General features: G+C 64.6%; 15 protein-coding genes. 11 read left to right on the plus strand and 4 right to left on the minus strand.

The window, feature by feature from the left end; all coding sequences use genetic code 11:
• Nucleotides 1-57: 57 nt before the first annotated feature.
• Genes NGM99_RS01490 through lpxK form a run of 6 tightly spaced genes read left to right on the plus strand, consistent with a single transcriptional unit; the run spans nt 58 to nt 5,587 of the window.
• Entirely contained in the window at nt 58-1,401 is a 1,344-nt protein-coding gene (locus NGM99_RS01490) for a TldD/PmbA family protein (protein WP_252815273.1), read from the plus strand.
• Nucleotides 1,388-2,191 carry a 3'(2'),5'-bisphosphate nucleotidase CysQ gene (locus NGM99_RS01495; RefSeq protein WP_252815274.1) on the plus strand — a complete coding sequence of 268 codons (804 nt, stop codon included), beginning with the start codon at nt 1,388-1,390 and terminating at the stop codon, nt 2,189-2,191. The genes NGM99_RS01490 and NGM99_RS01495 overlap by 14 nt, the downstream gene beginning before the upstream one ends.
• 56 nt (nt 2,192-2,247) lie before the next feature.
• Complete coding sequence (locus NGM99_RS01500; RefSeq protein WP_289852289.1) at nt 2,248-2,493, plus strand: DUF4170 domain-containing protein; 246 nt, start codon at nt 2,248-2,250, stop codon at nt 2,491-2,493.
• A 3-nt stretch (nt 2,494-2,496) separates the two neighbouring features.
• Complete coding sequence (locus tag NGM99_RS01505) at nt 2,497-3,261, plus strand: lysophospholipid acyltransferase family protein (protein ID WP_252815275.1); 765 nt, start codon at nt 2,497-2,499, stop codon at nt 3,259-3,261.
• Entirely contained in the window at nt 3,258-4,571 is a 1,314-nt protein-coding gene (gene waaA / locus NGM99_RS01510; protein ID WP_252815276.1) for a lipid IV(A) 3-deoxy-D-manno-octulosonic acid transferase, read from the plus strand. The genes NGM99_RS01505 and waaA overlap by 4 nt, the downstream gene beginning before the upstream one ends.
• A 5-nt stretch (nt 4,572-4,576) precedes the next feature.
• Nucleotides 4,577-5,587 carry a tetraacyldisaccharide 4'-kinase gene (gene lpxK / locus NGM99_RS01515; protein WP_252815277.1) on the plus strand — a complete coding sequence of 337 codons (1,011 nt, stop codon included), beginning with the start codon at nt 4,577-4,579 and terminating at the stop codon, nt 5,585-5,587.
• Here lpxK and NGM99_RS01520 read toward each other — a convergent pair.
• The 3 genes from NGM99_RS01520 to mutL form a co-directional block, all read right to left on the minus strand.
• Entirely contained in the window at nt 5,574-5,804 is a 231-nt protein-coding gene (locus NGM99_RS01520; RefSeq protein WP_252815278.1) for a DUF2093 domain-containing protein, read from the minus strand. The genes lpxK and NGM99_RS01520 overlap by 14 nt on opposite strands.
• A 79-nt stretch (nt 5,805-5,883) precedes the next feature.
• The gene (locus tag NGM99_RS01525; protein WP_252815279.1) at nt 5,884-6,267 is read right to left on the minus strand and encodes a lysozyme inhibitor LprI family protein; all 384 of its coding nucleotides are present in this window, start codon (nt 6,265-6,267) and stop codon (nt 5,884-5,886) included.
• Between the two features lies 1 nt (nt 6,268).
• Nucleotides 6,269-8,107 (minus strand): DNA mismatch repair endonuclease MutL, encoded by a 1,839-nt coding sequence (gene mutL / locus NGM99_RS01530; RefSeq protein ID WP_252815816.1) that lies wholly within the window; start codon nt 8,105-8,107, stop codon nt 6,269-6,271.
• Nucleotides 8,108-8,262: 155 nt separating this feature from the next.
• Between mutL and NGM99_RS01535 the strand changes: the two genes are divergently transcribed.
• Complete coding sequence (locus NGM99_RS01535) at nt 8,263-8,943, plus strand: superoxide dismutase (RefSeq protein WP_252815280.1); 681 nt, start codon at nt 8,263-8,265, stop codon at nt 8,941-8,943.
• A gap of 186 nt (nt 8,944-9,129) precedes the next feature.
• On the plus strand, nt 9,130-9,609 hold the full coding sequence (locus NGM99_RS01540) for a cupin domain-containing protein (protein WP_252815281.1): 480 nt from the start codon (nt 9,130-9,132) through the stop codon (nt 9,607-9,609).
• Nucleotides 9,610-9,665: 56 nt separating this feature from the next.
• On the opposite strand, the gene NGM99_RS01545 is transcribed toward NGM99_RS01540, so the two are convergent.
• Nucleotides 9,666-10,001, minus strand: coding sequence for a protein tyrosine phosphatase family protein (locus tag NGM99_RS01545; RefSeq protein WP_252815282.1), 336 nt, complete (start codon nt 9,999-10,001; stop codon nt 9,666-9,668).
• 96 nt (nt 10,002-10,097) lie between these two features.
• Between NGM99_RS01545 and hutG the strand changes: the two genes are divergently transcribed.
• The 3 genes from hutG (at nt 10,098) to NGM99_RS01560 (ending at nt 21,595) form a co-directional block, all read left to right on the plus strand.
• Nucleotides 10,098-10,922 carry an N-formylglutamate deformylase gene (gene hutG / locus NGM99_RS01550; protein ID WP_252815283.1) on the plus strand — a complete coding sequence of 275 codons (825 nt, stop codon included), beginning with the start codon at nt 10,098-10,100 and terminating at the stop codon, nt 10,920-10,922.
• A gap of 154 nt (nt 10,923-11,076) precedes the next feature.
• Nucleotides 11,077-19,593, plus strand: a complete 8,517-nt coding sequence (locus NGM99_RS01555) for a glycoside hydrolase family 94 protein (RefSeq protein ID WP_252815284.1) — start codon at nt 11,077-11,079, stop codon at nt 19,591-19,593.
• A gap of 223 nt (nt 19,594-19,816) precedes the next feature.
• On the plus strand, nt 19,817-21,595 hold the full coding sequence (locus NGM99_RS01560; RefSeq protein ID WP_252815285.1) for a glucan ABC transporter ATP-binding protein/ permease: 1,779 nt from the start codon (nt 19,817-19,819) through the stop codon (nt 21,593-21,595).
• The last annotated feature ends 59 nt before the right edge of the window (nt 21,596-21,654 follow it).

Consider the following 21,654-nt stretch of genomic DNA (forward strand, 5'->3'; position numbering starts at 1 on the left):
AGGGCAGCCATAGATGGGGGTGACCGCCGCAAGCCCCCTCCCGAACGGATTTTGCCGATGCCCGTCGATATCGACACCGAGAAACTGACCACGCGCGTCTCCGCTCTGGTCGATGCCGCCAAGCGCGCAGGCGCTGATCAGGCGGATGCGGTGGCGGTGATCGGGCGCTCCACCGGCGTGTCCGTGCGGCTCGGCAAGGTCGAGAACACCTCGTCGGCGGAAGGTGACGACGTTTCGCTGCGCGTCTTCGTCGGACGCCGCGTGGCGAGCGTATCGGCAACCGCTGCTTCCGATCCGAAGATGCTGGCCGAGCGCGCCGTCGCCATGGCCAAGGTTTCGCCCGAAGACCCGTATCAGGGGCTGGCCGACGCGGGCGATCTGGCAAAGAAATTCCCCGATCTTGACCTGCTCGACGAGACTGTGGTTTCCGCCGACCAATTGCGTGAAGCCGCGCTCGAAATGGAAGAGTCGGCGTTGGCCGTGAAGGGCGTGACCAATTCGAGCGGCGCGGGTGCTGGTGCGGGCTTGGGCGGCCTGGTGCTCGCGACCTCGGAAGGTTTCCTCGGCCAGTATGTCGCCTCTCGCTTTTCGCGTTCCGCCAGCGTGATCGCGGGCGAGGGCACCGGCATGGAGCGCGACTACGAATATTCCTCACGCCTGCATTTCGGCGAACTCGACGGCCCTGCCGCGATCGGCCGCAAGGCGGGCGAGCGCGCGGTGCGCCGCCTCAACCCACGCAAGGCCAAGACCGGCCCTGTCACCGTCGTCTTCGACCCCCGCGTCGCGCGCGGCATCGCGGGCCATCTGTCGGGTGCGATCAATGGCGCCTCTGTCGCGCGCAAGACCTCGTTCCTGCGCGAGATGATGGGCAAGCAGGTGGCTTCGGCGAACATCACTGTGACGGACGACCCGCGCGTCGTGCGCGGCCAAGCCTCGCGGCCCTTCGATGGTGAAGGCGTGGCCGGCGAGAGGTTGGTGATGGTGGACCAGGGCGTGCTCAAGCACTGGTTCCTGTCCACTTCGGCCGCCAAGGAACTCGGCCTCAAGACCAACGGCCGCGGGTCTCGCAGCGGCTCGTCCGTTTCACCGACCTCCACCAACCTTGCCATCGAGCCGGGCGAGCAGTCGGCGGAAGACATGATCCGCTCGCTCAAGACCGGCTTCTATGTGACCGAAGTCTTCGGTCAGGGCGTCAACATGGTGACGGGTGAATACAGCCGTGGCGCTTCCGGCTTCTGGATCGAGAATGGCGAACTGTCCTATCCGGTGTCGGAGGTGACGATCGCGTCCAACCTCAAGGACATGTTCCTTTCAATGGTGCCTGCGAGCGATCTCGACCGCAATTTCGGCACGGCCGCGCCCACGCTTCTGATAGAGAACATGACCCTTGCCGGAAGCTGACACCCACTCCGACGCGCTGCGGGCCGACCTCGCGCTTCTGACGGAGGCCGCGCGCGAAGCCGGCCGCATTGCCCATGGCTTCTTCCGCCACGACCCGCAGGTCTGGATGAAGGAAGGCGTGTCGCCTGTCAGTGAGGCGGATTATGCGTCCGACAAATACCTGCGCGAAACGTTATTGGGTGCGCGTCCCGGCCATGGCTGGTTGTCCGAGGAAACGGTCGACTCGCCCGAGCGGCTGGCCCGCAGGCGGACCTTCGTGGTCGACCCCATCGATGGCACGCGCGCCTTCGTGCAGGGGCTCGACATCTGGTGCGTGAGCGTCGCGCTGGTGGAAAACGGCGAGACACTTGTTGGCGTGCTCGAATGCCCGGCATTGCGCGAGACCTTCACGGCGGTCAAAGGCGGCGGCGCGTTCCTGAACGGCAAGCTGCTGCATGTTCGACCTTCGACGGCCACGCCGACGATCGCGGGCCCCAAGCAATATCTCGACGCATTGCCTGAGCCCTATGCCTCAAAGGCGCATCGTCACGGCCATATCCCCTCGCTCGCCTATCGCATCGGGCTGATCGCCAAGGGCAAACTCGACGCGACTTTCGTGAAGCCGAACTCGCATGACTGGGATCTGGCGGCGGCCGACCTGATCCTGCGCGAGGCGGGCGGCGCGCTTCTCGATACGGATGGCTTGCCGCTGCGCTATGCCACCACGAGCAATCCGCGTCATGGCCTGCTGGTCGCAGGCTCGGGGCCGCTCCTCGCGGTCGCAGCGGAAACGCTCAAGCGGTTGACTTGAGAAGCCGCGCGCGAGAAACCCTGCCTTCCGATTTTATCCGAGTGGAATCTGTGGCCATGGCCGAAGAGCGCAAGCAGCTCCTTCATCTGGTGTTCGGTGGCGAATTGAAGACGCTGACAGGCACCGAGTTTCGCGATCTCGATGCGCTCGACATCGTCGGCATTTATCCGGATTACGCTTCCGCGCGCGATGCCTGGAAAGCCAAGGCACAGGCCTCGGTGGACAACGCCCATATGCGCTATTTCGTGGTGCACCTTCACAAGCTCCTCGAACCGGAAGGAGCTGTCGGTCAGGGACTCTGATCCTTGAGCGAAACGCCGGCGAAGCCAAAGAAGCCACGCCCCAAGCCCAAGAAGACTTTCTGGCGCCAGATGCGTGCGCCCTTGCGGGATTCGTTCTTCCTGAAATCCGTCGTGGCGGGCGCCATCACCAACGCGCTCCGCTTCGTGCGGCTCACCAATCCCCTGTCGCCTGCTTCCATGCCAATCCCTTACACGGCGGACGACACGGTGATCGTGGCGCTCTGGCATGGCCAGCACCTGATGGTGCCGACATTCAACCCGAAGGGCACGAAGATCGCGGCATTGATTTCGCGCAGTGCGGATGCCGAGATGAACGCGATGGTCATCGAGCGTTTCGGGCATCAGGTCGTGCGCGGCTCGGGTGGGCGCGGCAAGCCGCGGCATAATGTGGATAAAGGCGGCGCGCGCGCGCTGGTCGCCCTCAAAAAGGCGCTGGATCAGGGCACCAGCGTGGTCATGATCGCAGACATTCCCCACGGCACCCCGCGCGAAGCGGGCCTCGGCATCATCACGCTCGCCAAGATTTCCGGCCGACCCATCGTACCTTCGGCGGTGGCGACGAGCCGGCGCAGGGTGATCGAGAAGAGCTGGGACAAGACCACCATCAACCTGCCTTTCGGCCGCTCGGCACTGGGTTTCGGCCCCTATATCGAGGTGCCGGTCGATGCCGATGAAGCGCTGATGGAAGAGAAGCGGCAGGCGCTGACCGATGCGCTCAACCTCGCGACCGAAGAGGCTGACCGCCGTTTGAAGGGCTTGGCCGCATGAGCGAACGCTGGGCCCGCACACTTCTGCGCACCTATGGCATTGCCGGTGCGATGGCTTTTCCGCTTGTCGGCGCCTATGTCACCTGGCGCTCGACCAAGGGCAAGGAAGACCCCCGCCGCAAGCGCGAACGCTACGGCAAGACCAATCGCGCGCGGCCCGAGGGACCGGTGATCTGGGTCCATGCCGCGAGCATCGGCGAAACGCTGGCAGTAACCCCGCTTGTCGATGCCATCCTCTCGCTCGGCGTCCATGTGGTGCTGACCACCGGCACCGTCACCTCTGCCAAGCTCGCCGAAGAGCGGCTGGGCGATCGTATCATTCACCAATATGTGCCGCTCGACCTGAAGCCTGCGGTCAGCCGCTTCCTCGACCACTGGCGTCCCGACCTCGCGATCATCGCGGAGTCCGAGATCTGGCCGATGACCATCATGGAACTCGGCCGCCGTCGCATCCCCGAGGTTCTCGTGAACGGTCGCATGTCGGACCGCTCGTTCAAATCCTGGCAGAAGCGCATTCACGTGGCCGAGGCGCTGTTCGAGAACCTGGCCCATGTGGTGGCGCAGTCGGAAGAAGACGGCGAACGTTTCCGCGCGCTGGGCGCCCGGCCCGTGACGGTTTCTGGCAATCTCAAGGTCGATGTCGATCCGCCGCCGGTGGATGAGAAGGCGCTGAGCGCCTTGCGCAAGCAGATCGGCCGTCGCCCGACCTGGGCCGCCGTTTCGACCCATGACGGAGAGGAGCGCGTGGCGGCGGAAGTGCACGCCACTTTGCGCAACCGGCACCCTGGGCTTTTGTCGATCATCGTTCCGCGCCACCCAGACCGCGCCGACGCGCTCGCTGCCGAGCTGGAAGCGATGGGCCTCAAGCTCGCCCGGCGCTCGCGCAATGCGAAGATCACGCCGGATACGGATATCCTGCTCGGCGATACGGTGGGCGAGATGGGCCTGTTCCTGCGCCTGACCGAGATCGCCTTTGTCGGCCGCTCGCTCGAAGCGCAGGGCGGACAGAACCCGCTCGAGCCTGCTATGCTCGACACGGCGATCCTGGCCGGGCGGAATGTGCAGAATTTCCGCGATGCCTATCAGCGGCTGATCGAGAGCGGCGGCGCCAAGCTCGTGCGCGACGGCGACATGCTGGCGGGTGCAGTGAACTATCTCCTGTCCAACGAAACCGCGCGCCACACCATGATGGAGGCCGGCGCGCAGGCCGTGGAAGAGATGCGCGGTGCGCTGGAGCGCACCATGATAGCGCTCGAACCCTTCATCCAGCCTCTGCTGGTCAAGGCGCGCCTGCGGAACGCGGGCGAGTAGCACGGATGGCGCTGGGCTCCGCGCCACGCTTCTGGAGCGAGCCGCCCGGCCTCGTTTCGACGCTGCTTTCGCCCTTTGCCGCGATCTATGGCGCGGTCGCCGCATCCCGCCTGCGCAACGCGCCGCGTGTCCGCACCGGCCTTCCGGTGATCTGCGTCGGCAATCCCACCGTCGGCGGCACGGGCAAGACGCCGCTGTCGATCACGCTCGCTGAGAGTGCGAAGGCAATGGGCCTCAACCCAGGATTTCTCTCGCGCGGCCATGGAGGCGGTCGCTCGCACGCGCGGCTTGTCGCGGCGTCCGACACCGCTGCGGCGGTCGGCGATGAGCCGATGCTCCTCAGCCGGCACGCGCCGACCGCTGTCTCGCCCGATCGTGCCGCCGCCGCCGAACTCTTGCGTCAGGCGGGTTGCGATCTCGCCATCATGGATGACGGCTTTCAAAGCGCGCGCATCCGTTTCGATCTGGCCTTGCTTGTGGTCGATGCCGCAGCCGGGCTCGGCAACGCAAGACTGCTCCCGGCAGGCCCGCTGCGTGCGCCGATCGGTCTCCAACTGGCTTACGCCCACGCTGTGGTCGCGATGGGAGAGGGGCAGGGGGGCGACGATTTTCTGGATGAAGCGAGGGCCAGCAAACTCCCGGTTCACCGCGCTCATCTGGTCACGCAAAACCCAAAAGCCGTCGCCGGTCGAAACGTGCTGGCTTTTGCCGGCATCGGCCGGCCGGAAAAATTTTACCGCAGCCTGTCGGAAGCGGGAGCGGCGGTCGCAGTCCGGCGCAGCTTCGCCGACCACCACGCCTTCACGCGAGGCGAACTCGACAGCCTGCTCGCCGATGCGAAAAAAGCGAGCCTGACGCTCGCAACCACGGCGAAAGACTTCGCACGGCTTCAACCGCTCGCATCGGGCGAGTTTATCGCAAACCTCGTGGTACTCGAGGTCGCGGCGCGTTTCCGCGATGAACGGACCCCGAAGGCGCTGATCGAACAGGCGCTGAAGAACTTCAGCGCTTCTTGAGGCTCGGCTCGGACTCGATCTCGCGTGCCAACGAGACATCAGCGCTGACATAGGGCTCCTGCCGCTTCACGCTCCAATAGCGCAGCTCGTCGATGGGGATCGGTTCGCCCGTCACCGCGCACCGCACGAACCCGCCGGGGCTCGTGACTTGGAAGTCCCCGTCGAGATAGCGGATGCGGGCTTCCCGTCCGCCGGGGCCCTCGAAGCGGTTCATCATCGGTTGCCAGTTCCTGTCATTCTTTCTTCCTCGCCACAGAGCGGCGCGGCGGTCAAGACAATCAAGGGTGAGAGGCCGGTCATTGCGGGCTCATCTGCTCGATATAGCTGTTCAAGGCCTTCGTCCGCTCGGCGATCACGCCGGCACGGCAGGCGGGAAAGGAAAGAACCTCGCCCTCTCGGCCCCAGTCGCCGTTCGCATAGACCTTGCAGGAGGCTTCCTTGAACGTGTTCCACAGGCGCTCCTCGGCCAGAAGATCGGTCCTGCTCTGACCCGACACGAGGTCGGACAGCTTCTTCCAGGCAGCATTCAGGCGGTCGTCCTCGCGCTTGATGAAATCAGCGCCGCATTGCGCCCAAGCCGTGTTGGACGTGTTGGCGTCCACGCATGAGTCGTAAGCCTCGTCGGCCATCGCGCATGAAGCGAAAACCGTGAGCGCCCCGGCAAGCAGCAGAACCTTCATCTCATCTCCGTCCGAACAGCCGCTCGATGTCGTGCAGCTTAAGTTCGATATAGGTCGGACGCCCGTGGTTGCAGGTACCCGAGCCCGGCACGGCCTCCATCTGGCGCAGCAGCGCATTCATCTCGTCGGGCTTGAGCCGCCGTCCCGAGCGAACCGAGCCGTGGCAGGCCATGGTGGAGGCGACACGATGAAGCTGGTCGCGCAACGCGCTCGACGCTTCGCCATCCGCCAGCTCGTCGGCCAGATCCCGCACCAGCCGGGCGGCGTCGATCTCGCCCAGCATGGATGGCGTCTCACGCACCTCGACCGCACCCGGTCCGAAACGCGCGAGCGACAGGCCCATGCGCTGGAATTCGTCGGCATGCGCGATGAGCCGGTCCACGTCTTCCTCGGGCAGGTCGACGATTTCGGGCAGAAGAAGCATCTGCGTGGGCAACGCATGTTTGTCGAGCCCGTCCTTGAGCGCCTCATAGACCAGCCGTTCATGAGCCGCGTGCTGATCCACGATGATCAGCGAATCTTCGGTCTGTGCGACGATGTAATTGTCATGCACCTGTGCGCGTGCAGCCCCGAGCGGCGAGGTGAAGGCCGCAGCCGGTACCTCGGCCTCGGCCCTGACATCGGCGGCCGGCGCAGTCGCGAACCGCGCCTGCGATGACTCGGCCATCCCAAGATCGAGCGGCCGATAGGGCGACGCTGCCGGCGACGAGGCATAGGTTGGGGAAGAGTAGGACGCAGGCTGTGGCCGATAAGCGCCCAGACCATTTGACGCCCCGCCACTCATCCCGCCCGGCCGGAACGCCTGCTGCATCGCCTGCGCACCGCTCGTCGCCGGCCGGATGCCCGCCTGTGCCAGGGCCTCGCGCACGCCACCGATCAGAAGTCCGCGCACGAGGCCGGGATCGCGGAAGCGCACATCGGCTTTCGCCGGGTGCACGTTCACATCGACATCGCGTCCGTCGATCGAAACAAAGAGCGCTGCCAATGGGTGCCGATCACGCGGCAGAAGATCCGCATAGGCCGCGCGCAGGGCCGAGGCCAGCTGGCGGTCGCGCACGGGCCGTCCGTTGACAAAGAAATACTGCTGAAGCGCGTTGGCCCGGTTGAACGACGGAATCGAGACATGGCCCGACAGCCGCACGCCCTCGCGCACCGCGTCGAGCGGCACGGCATTCTCCTTGAACTCCGCGCCCAGCGCCTGCGCCACCCGCGCCAGCTGACCGTTCTCGTCCGCCGCCTGCGGCAGGAAATCGAGCGTCTGGCGGTCGGTGCCCGACAGCGTGAAGCGCACCTGCGGGAAGGCCACCGCGATGCGTCGTACGGCATCCGTGATGGCGGAGGATTCGGCACGCTCGCCCTTGGCGAATTTCAGGCGCGCCGGGGTTGCGAAGAAAAGGTCGCGCACCTCGACGACGGTGCCCGGATTGGCCGGAGCCGGCATCACGCCGCTTACCGCACCGCCCTCGACGAGGATTTCAGCTCCTTCCGCTGCACCCGGCTGGCGCGAACGCAGGGATAGCCGCGCAACTGCGCCGATCGAGGGCAGCGCCTCGCCGCGAAAGCCCAGCGTGCGGATGTCATCGAGCGACGCGCTGGTTTCGATCTTCGAGGTGCAGTGGCGTGAAACGGCAAGAGGCAATTCGGTGGGCGGAATGCCACCGCCATTGTCGCTGACGCGCACGAGCCCCAATCCCCCGCCGGCAGTCGCGATCTCGACGCGCGTGGCGCCCGCGTCGAGCGCGTTTTCCACCAGTTCCTTGACCACGCTCGCAGGCCGCTCGACCACCTCGCCGGCGGCGATCTGGTTGATGGTGGTTTCGGACAGAAGGCGGATCGGCATCGCGTTATTATAAGTCACGCCTGTCCGAATTTGCAGACCAGGAGCCTATGAACCCCCTGAAAACGGAAAGGCTCAAAAAAGAAAAGCCGGGGAACGCCAGTTTGCGCGTCGCGTTGCGTCACAAGAGAGGGAGCAACGCCAATGGAGCAATCTGCATGACCGCCTCACTGACACGCCGGGACGCGCTTGCGCTCGGTGCCGCCGCTGCCGCGACCACGCTGTTCACACCCCACCTCGCGCGCGCTGCCGTCCCGTTCGAGCAGCCACCGCTGCCCTATGATGAGGGCGCGCTTGCACCGCAAATCTCGGCTCGCACGGTCGGCCTGCATTATGGCAAGCACCACAAGGCCTATTACACAAAGCTCAACGAACTCGCACCCGGCACGCCTTATGCCGATATGTCGCTCGAAGAGGTGGTGAAAGCCTCCAAGAAGGACGGCAAGGACGCGATCTTCAACCAGGCTGGGCAGGCCTGGAACCACGTCTTCTACTGGGACCAGTTCAAGGGCGGCCCCACAGCACCCACCGGCGCTTTCGCGGAGGCCGTCACACGCGATTACCAGAATGTGGATGGCCTCGTCGCCGCCATGGTCGCGGAAGGCGACAAGGTGTTCGGCACGGGCTGGGTCTGGCTCGTGGCCGACAATGGCAAGCTCGCGATCAGGGGCTATCAGGATGCTGGCAATCCGCTGCCCGACAATCTGACGCCCTTGGTCGGCATCGATGTCTGGGAGCACGCCTATTATCTCGACTACGAGAACCGCCGGCCCGAGCATGTGAAAGCGGTGCTGACCGGCCGCGTGAACTGGGCGGCGGCTGGCGAGAAATTCGCCTGATCGCGATTTGTCCGGTCGAGGAGGGGCGCGTCGCGAGCATCCGCGTCGCGCCCTTTTCACGTTTCCGGCAGTGTTACCGGCCTGAAACTTCGCGCGTGTCGCGAGGCGGTGGAGCGAAACGAAGCGGTCTTAGACAGCGCGGCGACGGCGACAGACGCCGCCTTCTGTTTCAAAGGAAACGCCGCAATGACCGCCCATTCCCAAAACACCGTTCACGGCGAACTGCTCCAGTTCCCCGGCTCCCTGATGATCGTCCGCGTATCCGCCGCAAGCAATGCCGACCGGATCAGCGTCATCGAGAACCGTATGCCTTATGGCGAATCGCCGCCGCTCCACATCCACCGCAACGAAGACGAGGTCTTCCACGTGCTCGAAGGCACGATGCGCTTCAATGTGGATGGCAAGGATCTGATCGCCCACGCCGGCCAGACGGCGCTGGCGCCCAAGGGTATCCCGCATTCCTTCCGTGTCGAGTCCAAGGAAGGCGCCGTTTGCCTCGTGATCACCCATGGCGGGGATTTCGAGCGCATGGTGCGCGAGGTGAGCGTGCCGACCGCGAGCACTGAGATCTCGCCCTTCGCGCCGCCTTCGCCGGAAGCTGTGGCAGCGCTCATCGTCGCCTGTACGCGCAACCACATCGACATCGTCGGCGCGCCGCTCAGCTAGGAGACGGTGTTCGCGAATGGCAAAGGAGCTCGGCGATGCCGGCCCCTTCGGCGTGTTCAGCGCCCCTGTTCGACCACGTTGAAGATGTTGGTCGAACGCGTGCCCGAGCGGCAATAAGCGAAGACCGGGCCTTCGAGCTCGTCGAGGGCCGTGCGCATCTCGTCCACATTGGCCTGCGTCATGCCCGAGCCTGAAACCGGAATGTGGCGAAAGCCGAGCCCGGCCTTCTCGGCCGCTTCCCTGATGCTCGCAGCAGTCGGCTGGTCGAGCACCTCGTCGTCCGGCCGATGCGAGATGATGCTCTTGAAGCCTGCCTCCCGGATGGCATCCACATCCTCGGGCGTGATCTGCGGCGACACCGCGTAGTCTTCCGTCACGTGGCGGATTTCCATGAGCCTTCTCCTTGGGAGCTTCGAGCGCGAAGTCTTGCCATTCCGAGCCCGAGCCCGCAACCATGCGATTCTACGAACCGCCATGGAGTGCAATGCTTGGCCCATCCGGACTGGTTGACCGTTTCACAGGGAAAGGCACCGCTTCTGGTCAGCCTGCCGCATACGGGGCGCGACCTGCGCGAGGTCGAGGAGGCGCTGGTCTCACCATGGCTCGGGCGGCGTGACACGGATTGGTGGATCGACCGGCTCTACGATTTCGCGTCCGACCTCGGCGCAACGGTCGTCCACACCGCCGTTTCGCGCACGGTGATCGATGTGAACCGCGATCCGTCCGGCGTTTCGCTCTATCCTGGGCAAGCGACCACCACGCTCTGCCCGCTCGAAACCTTCGATGGCGACCCGCTCTACAAGCCCGGCCGCGAGCCGGACGAGACCGAGATCGCGTGGCGCCGCGCAACCTATTTCGATCCCTATCACGCCGCACTCTCGGCCGAGCTTGCCCGCCTGCGCGAGAGCCATGCGCATGTCGTGCTCTACGACTGCCACTCCATCCGCTCGGTGCTGCCACGCCTGTTCAACGGTACGCTGCCTGTCTTCAACTTGGGCACCAATGGCGGCGCGAGCGCCGATCCGAGTCTCGAATCGCTGATCGCGGCGAAGATGGACGCGACAGGCGAAACCGCCGTGGTGAACGGCCGCTTCCGGGGTGGCTGGATCACGCGCCATCACGGGGCGCCCGAGCGCGGCATTCATGCGGTGCAGATGGAATTGTCGGATCGCGGCTATCTGCGCGAGCCAGACCGCAAGGGTGAACCGGGCAACTGGCCGGTGCCCTTCGACCGCAACTTTGCCGAACCGATGCGGAAGGTTCTCACGGAAATCCTCATCGCGGCGCGCGATTGGGCAGCCGGGCGAAACTAGACCACCATCTTAAAGTCGCCATCTGTGCATCGCATGGGCTTTGTGCGGTGCAGCACTTCCGATGCAACCTTTGATGGCTTAATCGGTTTATCGCACCGGTCGGCGGCGAAAGCTTCCGGCCCTTTTCCGTATGAAGTTCTGGGAAAACGATCGCATGAATGTTCAGACCGACCCGAACCGGCTGCAACCCGCGCACCGGTATCTGGCACCGGCAGAACTCCCGATTCGCTCCGGCTTCATGCAGGAGGACCGCCTTCGCAGGCTCGGTCAGAAGCTTGCCGATGGCGAAGTCACCGACCTCTTCGGTTTGACGCCTTTCGATTTTCAGGCGCGCATCCGCGACAACGCGGCAAAAATTCTCGAAGTCTATCGCGATACCAACGAGGCCGCCCTGCGTGGCGACTCGATCACGCCCGCCGCTCAATGGTTGCTCGACAACAATTACGTCGTCGAGGAAACGATCTTCCAGGTGAAGCGCGACCTGCCGCGCAAGTTCTATCGCGAGCTTCCCACGCTGACCCTGCCCAACGGCACAACCGTGCCGCGTGTGCTGGCGATTGCATGGCTTTACGTCGCGCATTCCGACAGCGCGATGTCGGCGAACTTGTTCCGCGCCGTCGTGGAAGGCTTCCAGACCCGCACGCCATTGCGCATCGGCGAACTCTGGGCGCTGCCCTCCATGCTGCGCTTCGTGCTGGTCGAGAATCTGCGTCGTCTCGCGGTGCGCGTCCGTCGCGCGCGCCAGATGCGCCAGATCGCCAACGAGGTGGCCGACAATGTGTTGGCCTCGCTCGACGATGACAAGGGACGCGACATTCTTTCGGGCTATTCCGAGCACGCCCGCGACACCACCTTCGCGACCCAGCTGCTTTATCGTTTGCGCGATGGTTCGCAGAATGCTGGCAAGGCGTTGATGTGGCTGGAAAACGAGCTGGAGAAATCCGGCTCGGACGCCGAAGAGATCATCATCGGCGAGCACCAGACGCTGTCGGCCGGCAACGTCACGACCGGCAACATCATTCGCGGCCTGCGCCTCATCAACGATGTCGATTGGACCGTGTGGTTCGAGGAGGTTTCGGAAGTCGATGCGCTGTTGCGCGAGGAAACCGACTTCGCCGATCTCGATTTCCATTCCCGCGACCAACTCCGCCGCGCCATCGAGGATCTCGCCAAGGGTTCAAAGCTCGGCGAGCACGAGGTGACGGTGAAGGCCGTCGAGATGGCCAAGGCGGCCAACCTCAATATCGGCTTCTTTCTCGTCGGTCCCCAACTGCCCGAGCTCGAAAAGGCGCTGGGCTATCGCCAGTCGTTCGGCTCGCGCCTCAAGCGTTCGCTCACCAGGGCGGACTGGCTCGGCGTCGTCGTGCCGGTGGCGCTTCTGACCATCCTGCTTCTGCTTTTGGCCGCCGTCTCGCTGAAAGCCGCCGGCCTTCATGCGGGCGCGATTGCGCTTCTTCTGGTGCTGTTCGCGGTGCCTGCCAGCGAAGGCGCTCTCGGCTTCTTCAACACCATCGTTTTGCTTTTCCTCCAGCCCTCGCGTCTGCTCGGCTATGATTACAGGAAGGACGGCGTGCCGGAGGAGGCGCGCACGCTCGTGGTCGTTCCGGCACTCATCGGCTCGCGCGACGACGTCGATGAGAGCGTGCGCAATCTCGAAGTGCACTACCTCGCCAACACCAAGGGCGCGATTCACTTCGCCCTGCTGACCGATTGGCCCGACAGCCGCGAGGAGCAGAAGGACGGCGATGCCGAGGTGCTGGCTTACGCGCGCGCCGAGATCGAAAAGCTCAACGCGCGCTATCCGATCGAGGGCACGCCGCGCTTTTATGTGCTCCACCGCCGCCGCCTCTTCAACAAGGCGCAAGGCGTCTGGATGGGATGGGAGCGCAAGCGCGGCAAGCTGCACGAGCTGAACCTGCTCCTGCGCGGTGACGGCGACACCACCTTCCTGCCGAACCCCACGCCACTGCCGCGCGACATCCAGTATGTGATGACGCTCGACGCCGACACCCGCATGATGCGTGACGTGGTGCAGAATCTCGTCGGCAAGATGCGCCATCCCTGCAACGTGCCGGTCTATGATCCAGCCAAGGGCCGCGTGACACAGGGCTACGCGATCCTCCAGCCGCGCGTGACGGCCTCGCTTACTACCGGCGACGAAGCTTCTTTCTTTCAGCGCGTCTTCTCGGCCAATCGCGGCCTCGACCCTTACGTCTTCGCCGTGTCCGACCTTTATCAGGACGTCTTCGGGGAGGGCACGTTCACCGGCAAGGGTCTGTACCACGTCGATATGATGGAGGAGGCGCTTGCGGGCCGCATTCCCGAGAATGCCGTTCTTTCCCACGACCTGCTCGAAGGCTCGCTGGCGCGCGCGGCTCTCGTGACCGATGTGGAGCTGGTCGAGGATTATCCGACCCGCTACGCCGTCGATGCCTCGCGTCAGCATCGCTGGGCGCGTGGCGACTGGCAGCTGCTGCCTTTCATCTTCGATCCGAAATCCGCCGTGCCGGCTTTGTCGCGCTGGAAGATGATCGACAACCTGCGCCGTTCGCTGACGCCGATCTTCTGGGTTCTGGCCTCGATCGCCGGCTGGTCCTTCCTGCCCTTCACGGTCGCCGCGCAGTGGCAGGCGCTCTTGATCCTCTCGCTGTTTCTCGCGCCGACCTTCGACATCGTCCACGGCATCCTGCCGAGCAGCCGCGAGGTGACGCCGCGCGGCCATGTGCGCGCGCTTTTCCGCGATATCGCCTTCGGCACGGCCATGGTCGCGCTTCGTATCGTACTCATGGCGCATTCGGCCTGGATGATGGGCGACGCGCTGGTGCGCACGATCTATCGCCTCTTCGTCACCCGCCAGAACATGCTCGAATGGCGCGCGGCGTCGCAGGTCCATCAGGGCAGCGCGACCTCGATGGAATTCTACTACCGCCTGATGTGGGGCGCGCCGGTGATCGCCGTCTTCGCGCTGGTGATCCCGCTTTTCGCGCAATCCACCGGTGCCGTGGTCGCCTTCTTCTTCGCCGTGTTCTGGGCCTTTTCGCCGGCCTTCGCGTGGCTCATCAGCCGATCGGCGGAAACCGAGGATCGGCTTGACGTTTCCGACGAGGATATCGCGGCCCTTCGCACGGTGGCGCGCCGCACATGGTCCTATTTCGAGTCCTTCTGCCAGGCCGAGCACAATTTCATTCCGCCGGACAATTTCCAGGAGAACCCTGTTCCGGTCGTTGCCGCACGCACCTCGCCGACCAATATCGGAATGTATCTGCTGTCCGTCGTTTCCGCCCGCGACTGCGGCTGGATCAGCCTGGAAGATGCCGCCACCCGCATCGACCAGACGATGACGACGCTCGAGCGGATGGACCGCTATCGCGGCCATATCTACAACTGGTACGAGACCCGTACGCTGCGCGCCATGGAGCCGCGCTACATCTCTGCGGTGGACAGCGGCAACCTGGCTGGCCATCTCGTGGCGCTTGCCGCCGCCTGCGACGAGTGGGCGGAAGCGCCGGCCGTCTACCTTCAGGGCGACTATGACGGCGTGACCGACGCGGCCCGCGTCGTCGCTGAAGTGCTCAACGAAATCCCCGACGATCGCCGCCAGCTGCGCCCCTTGCGCCAGCGCCTCTTCGACCGCCTCGACGGCATGAAGCGCGCGGTGGAAACGATCAAGAGCCAGCCCGAACTCGCATCCGTCCGCACCATCAATCTGACGGTCGCGGCGGCGGAAGTCCGCAAGATATCTGGCGCCATCCATGCCGAACTCGGCAACTATTACAGCGCCGAGCTCGATGCCTGGGCGAAGCGTCTCGAAGAGTGCTGCGAGGCCCATGTGCGCGACGCGCATACGGACGAGGCGGGCATGCGCTCACTGCGCGAGCGTTTCACCAAGCTGCGTGATCGCGCTCGTCTCTTCGCCTTCGAGATGGATTTCTCGTTCCTGCTCCGCCAGGACCGCAAGCTGCTCTCGATCGGTTATCGCCTCGACGACCATCAGCTCGACGAGGCCTGCTACGACCTTCTTGCCTCCGAATGCCGTCTGGCGAGCCTCTTCGGCGTCGCCAAGGGCGATCTGCCGACCGAGCACTGGTTTCGTCTGGGCCGCACGGTGACCGAGATCGGTTTCTCGGGGGCTCTGATGTCCTGGGCCGGCTCGATGTTCGAGTATCTGATGCCGCCCTTGGTGATGAAGGAGCCCCACGGCTCCATCCTGAACCAGACCAGCCATCTCGTGATCAAGCGTCAGATCGCTTACGCGCGCAGCAAGAACATCCCTTGGGGCATCTCCGAAGCGGCCTTCAACGCGCGCGACCGCGAGATGAACTACCAGTACACGAATTTCGGCGTGCCCGGCCTGGGCCTTAAGCGCGGTTTGGCGAACAATCTCGTCATCGCGCCCTATGCCACCATTCTGGCCTCGCAGTTCGAGCCGCGCGCGGCCGTGGAAAACCTGGAGCGCTTGAAGAAGCTCGGCGCTCTCGGCCGCTACGGCTTCTGCGATGCGGTTGATTTCACGCCGAGCCGCGTGCCGGAAGGCGCGACCTGTGCGGTTGTGCAGAACTACATGGCCCACCATCAGGGCATGTCGATCGTCGCGGTCGCCAACGTCATCTTCGAAGGCCGCATGCGCGACCGCTTCCACAGTGATGCGGTGATCGAATCGGCCGAACTGCTGCTGCAGGAAAAAGCGCCGCGCGACATTCCCGTCGCCACCGTGCGCACCGAGGCCGACGAGCGAAAGGCCGAAGAGGCGGAAGCCAGCGCCGATACCCGCTTCCTGCATTCGCCGATCAAGGACTCACTCGCCGTCAATCTGATGTCGAACGGCCGCTATGCCGCCATGGTGACCGGCACGGGCACCGGCTACAGCCGCTGGAATGACTTGGCCGTCACCCGCTGGCAGGCCGACCCGACCGAAGACCGCATGGGCTCGTTCCTGTTCCTGCGCGACCTCGACAGCGGCGAGTGGTGGTCGACGACCGCCGAACCCAAGCGCATCGAGGGCGAGGTGACGCATGCGGTCTTCTCCGACGAGAAGGCGGTGTTCACCAAGCTCGTCGGCAAGATCCGTTCGGAAGTCGAGGTGACGCTGGTGTCCGAAGGTGCCGGCGAAGCGAAGCGCGTCACGATCATCAATGAAAGTGCCGAGGATCGGCATATCGAAGTGACCTCCTTCGCCGAGCTGGCACTTGCGAAGGAGGATGCCGACAACGCGCATCCCGCCTTCTCCAAGATGTTCGTGCACACGGAGATCCTCGGCAACAGCGAGGCGATCCTGGCCACGCGCCGCAAGCGCGAAGCCAAGGAAGCCGACATCGCGCTGGCCCATTTCGTGACGGACAGTGGTGCCGAGTCGCGCGACGCGCAGGCTGAAACCGACCGCCGCGCCTTTGTTGGCCGCGGCCGGACGATCACGGAGGCTGCCGCTTTCGACCTCGGGGCTCGGCTGTCGGGCGCGCATGGCTTCACGCTCGATCCGATCATGTCGCTGCGCCGCCGCGTCCGCGTCCCTGCCGGCAAGAAGCTGATGCTCACCTTCTGGACCGTGGTCGGGGCCAATCTCGATGAAGTGCGCGAAGTCATGGGGCGGCTCGACCATCCGGGCAGCTTCGCGCGCCAGTCGATGCTGTCCTGGACGCGCTCGCAGGTGCAGACGCGCCATATCGGCCTAAGTCTGGCCGATGCCGCGAGCATCCAGAAGCTCGGCGGCTATCTCGTCTACCCGCAGCCCGACCTGCGCATGCCGAGCGAGACCATCGCCGCCGGCATGGGTCCGCAATCGGCGCTCTGGCCACTGTCGATCTCGGGCGATTTCCCGATCTTCGCACTTCGCATCGCGGATGTCGCGGACATCGAGATCGTCGCCCAGGCCTTGCGCTATCAGGAATATCTGCGCGTCCACGGTTTGGTTGCCGACTTCGTTGTCGTGAACGAGCAGGCCTCGACTTACGTGCAGGACCTCCAGCACGCCATTGAAGCGCTTTGCGAGAACAGCCGCATGCGCGGCCGTGAACTCGGCCCCCGCCAGCACATCTTTGCCGTGCGCAAGGATCTCATGGATGCCAACACTTATCGCACGCTGCTGGCTTCAGCGCGCGTCGTGCTCCATACCCGCAACGGCACCGTGTTCGATCAGATCGAACGCGCGGAGATTGCCGCCTTGAAGGCGCGTGCGGCGGCAACCGATGCGTCTCAGCAGGTCGGTGTCGTTTCCACCACTTCGCCCAAGGCCATCGACGTGCCACAACGCCTGCCGTCGCGTGCCCAAGCGAGCGGCGACGGGCTGTCCATGTGGAACGGCTTCGGTGGCTTCGCCAAGAACGGCGCCGAATATGTCGTCCGCCTCGCGGGCGACGACGTCACGCCCCAGCCCTGGATCAACGTCATCTCAAACGGCCAGTTCGGCTTCCACACCTCGTCGGAAGGCGCATCCTTCACTTGGAGCCGCAACAGCCGCGATTTCCAGCTGACGCGCTGGTCCAACGATCCGGTCGTAAACCGGCCCGGCGAAGGCATCTATGTTTTCGATCAGGCCAGCGGCCGCGCCTTCTCGCCTTTCGCCGGCGTGCTTCGCGACCCGTCACTGGTCTATGAAGCGCGGCACGGACAGGGTGTCAGCACCTTCTCCACCAAACGCGGTCCGCTGGCGATGGAGGCGACGCAGCTCGTCGATCCCACCGATCCGGTGAAGGTTACGCGGTTGCGCCTGCGCAATGACGGCTCCGTGCCCGTTCGCCTGCGCGTTTATGCGTTCGCGGAATGGGTTCTCGGCAACAACCGTCCGAAATCGGCTGCAACGATCGTGCCGAGCCACGATGCCGAAACCGGCGCGGTGATGGCGCAGAACCCCTTCAGCCTCGACTTCGGCGACCGTACGGCCTTCCTTGTCTCCGATGCCGTGCCGCAATCGGTGACAGCCGACCGTGCCGAGTTCATCGGTCGCGCCGGTTCTGCTTTCGGCCCGGAAGCGGTGGTGAAGGGCGCGAGCCTTTCCAACCGCGTCGAGGCAGGCGGCGATCCTTGCGCTGCGATTGCCCGCGATGTCGAACTGGCGGGCGGGCAGACCGTCGATATGCTCTGGCTGATGGGTGACGCCGGCAGTGCTCGTGAGGCCGTCGAGTTCGTGCGCAAGCATCGCGAGCGCTCCTTTGACGAGCGCCTGGAGGAGAATGCCCGCAACTGGGACAATTTCCTGGGCGCCGTCCGCGTCGAAACGCCCGATGAGAGCTTCAACACGCTCGTCAATCACTGGCTGCCTTATCAGGGCATGGCCTGTCGCATCCGCGCGCGCTCGGCCTTCTATCAGGCCAGCGGCGCCTTCGGCTTCCGTGACCAGTTGCAGGACACGCTCGCGCTGCTGCTGCACGACCCGAATCTGGCGCGCGAGCAGCTTTTGAACGCCGCCCGCCGCCAGTTCCCTGAAGGCGACGTGCAGCATTGGTGGTTGCCGCGCACCGATGCCGGCGTGCGCACCATGATCTCGGACGATGTGGTCTGGCTCGCTTATGGCGTGAACCGCTTGGTCGCTGTAACGGGCGACAAGTCCGTGCTCGACGAGCCGGTGCATTGGGCGGAAGGCCGCAAGCTGGAGGAAGGCGAACACGATGCCTTCTTCACGCCGGAAGTGTCGAAGGACACCGCGCCCCTCTACGAACATGTCGCCCGCGCGCTCGATCTCGCAATCGAACGCACCAGCGAACGCGGCCTGCCGCTGATCCTCGGCGGGGACTGGAACGACGGCATGAACCGCGTCGGCGAAGAGGGCAAGGGCGAGAGCATCTGGCTCGGCTGGTTCCTGATCCGCGCCCTTCGCGACTTCGCGGCCATCGCCGACGAACGGGGTGAATCAAGCCGCGCGCAGAAGTGGACGGCTCACGCTGACCGCGTCCATGCAGCCATTGAGAAGTTTGCCTGGGACGGCGAATGGTATCTGCGCGGCACCTTCGATGATGGCACACCGCTCGGTTCTCACGCCTCCGAGGAATGCCGCATCGACTCGCTCGCCCAGTCCTGGAGCGTGATCTCCGGGGCCGGCGAAGAGGCCCGCGCGCATCAGGCCGTGGACTCGGCCATGACGCACCTCTTCGATGAAGAGAACCGCATCATCCGCCTGTTCACGCCGCCCTTCGAGAACACGGAGAAGGACCCGGGCTACATCAAGAGCTACCCGCCGGGTGTCCGCGAGAATGGCGGGCAGTATACGCATGGCTCGTCATGGATGGTCGTCGCGCTGGCCATGCTCGGACGGGGCGATGACGCCTTCCGCGCCTTCCAGCTGTTGAACCCGGTGACGCACGCGCTCGACCGCGACAATGCGGAGAAGTTCCGCGTCGAGCCCTATGCCGTGTCGGGCGATGTCTATGGAGCCGACAAGGCAGGCCGTGGCGGCTGGTCATGGTATACGGGGTCGGCCGGGTGGCTTTATCGCGCGGCTGTGGAAAACATCCTCGGAATAACCAAGACGGGCAGGGCGCTGAAGCTTGCACCGGTTCTGCCCACAGCATGGGACGGCTTCACGGCCACCCTGCGTCTCGAAGGATCGACGATCCAGATTCGCGTTGTTCGCAACGGCGAAATAAACGAGCCCGTTCTTGAGGTTGACGGCGCGCCGGCGAACGAAATTTCGCTGGATGGCACCACCGAGCGGCATGTCGTTCTACGCATGCCGCGATAGAAGAAAGCTTCATCGCGCAAGAGGGGCGGGCGCTGAAAAGGGCCCGCCCCTCTTTTTTCTTCTCGTTGATTTCCAAGCGTTTGAGCGTTCATGCAGCGTTCAGGCGCGAAGTCGTTAATGGCGCCTGTCATGAGATGGCGAGACTCGTTTTCGCCGTTTCATCACCGGCCAGGAATGATCCGGGCCGCTTTGAGTGCATTGCACAAAAACCCGGGAGACACTCGTGTCTTTGATCGAAGTCTACTGGCGGGCTCTCCGCTACCTCGGCGAAGATCGCCGTCGTGCCGGACTGATCTGCGCAGCCAACGTCGCATTGGCAATCGTCACGATTGCCGAGCCGATCCTGTTCGGTCGCGTGATCGATGCCATCTCCAATCAGGGGAACGTCTTCGCCTCCATGGCCATGTGGGCCGGGTTGGGCGCATTCAATATCGTGGCCTTTGTTCTGGTGGCGCGTGGCGCCGACAGGCTTGCCCACGCCCTGCGGGCAAAGACCCTAACCCGCTCCTTCGAGCAGATCATCTCGATGCCTTTGTCCTGGCATCAGGCGCGCGGCACGTCGCAGACGCTGCACATGCTGATCCGTGCCGTCGAGTCGCTGTTCAACCTTTGGCTTGAATTCATGCGCACGCACCTCGCGACCGCCGTGGCTCTCGTGCTGCTGGTGCCGACCGCGCTTGCCATGGACTGGCGCATGACGCTGGTGCTCGCCGGTCTCGGCGCGGCTTACGTCACGATCGGCCAGTTGGTGATGCGCAAGACCAAGACCGGTCAGCAGGCTGTCGAGGCGCACCACCACCGTGTGTTCGGTCACGTCACCGACACTGTGAACAACGTTTCGGTGCTGCAGAGCTACAACCGCATCGGTCAGGAAGCTCAGGCTCTGCGCGAGCATGTCACCAAGCTTCTTGATGCACAGTTCCCCGTGCTCGACTGGTGGGCGCTTGCGAGCGCGCTGAACCGTTTGTCCTCGACCATCTCGATGATGGCGGTTCTCTTGGTCGGCTCCTATCTCGTGAGCATCGGCCAGCTGCGCATCGGCGACGTCATTGCCTTCACCGGTTTCGCGACCCTTCTGATCTCGCGTCTCGACCAGATCGTCACCTTCGTGAACCAGATCTTCGAGGCCCGCGTGAAGCTCGAGGAGTTCTACAAGGCCGAGGACGAGTCGGCTCTGGCTCAGGAGCCTGCCGGCCTGCGGACGCTGAACAAGGTGTCGGGCCATGTGCGCTTCGACAATATCGGCTACCGCTTCCCGAACGGCGGCCACGGTTTGCGCGACGTCTCCTTCGACGTCCAGGCCGGCCAGACGGTCGCCATCGTGGGCCCGACGGGTGCCGGCAAGACCACGCTCGTGAATGCGCTGCAGCGCGTGTTCACCCCGAGCGAGGGCCGTATTCTGATCGACGGCATCGATGTGTCGACGGTCAGCCGCGCCTCGCTGCGCAACTCGATCGCCACCGTCTTCCAGGACAGTGGCCTGCTCAACCGCTCGATCGAGGAAAACATCCGCATGGGCCGCGACGGCGCGTCTTATGAGGATGTCCATGCGGCGGCCCGCGGTGCAGATGCGGAAGGCTTCATCCTTTCGCGCACCGATGGCTACGACACATGCGTCGGCGAGCGCGGCTCGCAGCTCTCGGGTGGCGAGCGCCAGCGTCTGGCCATCGCCCGCGCTATCCTCAAGGATGCGCCGATCCTGGTGCTGGACGAGGCGACCTCGGCGCTAGACGTCGAGACCGAGGAGCGGGTCAAGGAAGCGCTCGACCGTCTGCGGGCCAACCGCACGACCTTCGTGATCGCCCACCGCCTGACAACCGTCCGCGACGCCGATCTCGTGATCTTCATGGATCGCGGCGAGGTGATCGAAATGGGCGGCTTCGACGAACTCGCCGCCCGCAACGGCCGCTTCGCCAGCCTCTTGCGTGCCGGTGGCCTGCTCAACGACGAGGAAGTGCGCCGCGTGTCCCACCTCCACGCCGTGGAAAAGGAAGCTGCCTGATCGAAGGCATCACCCCAAAAGAAACGGCCCGCGAAAGCGGGCCGTTTTTGTTTGTGGGC

Origin of the sequence: Mesorhizobium liriopis (assembly GCF_024053505.1) — a bacterium.
Taxonomy (GTDB): domain Bacteria; phylum Pseudomonadota; class Alphaproteobacteria; order Rhizobiales; family Rhizobiaceae; genus Mesorhizobium_B; species Mesorhizobium_B liriopis.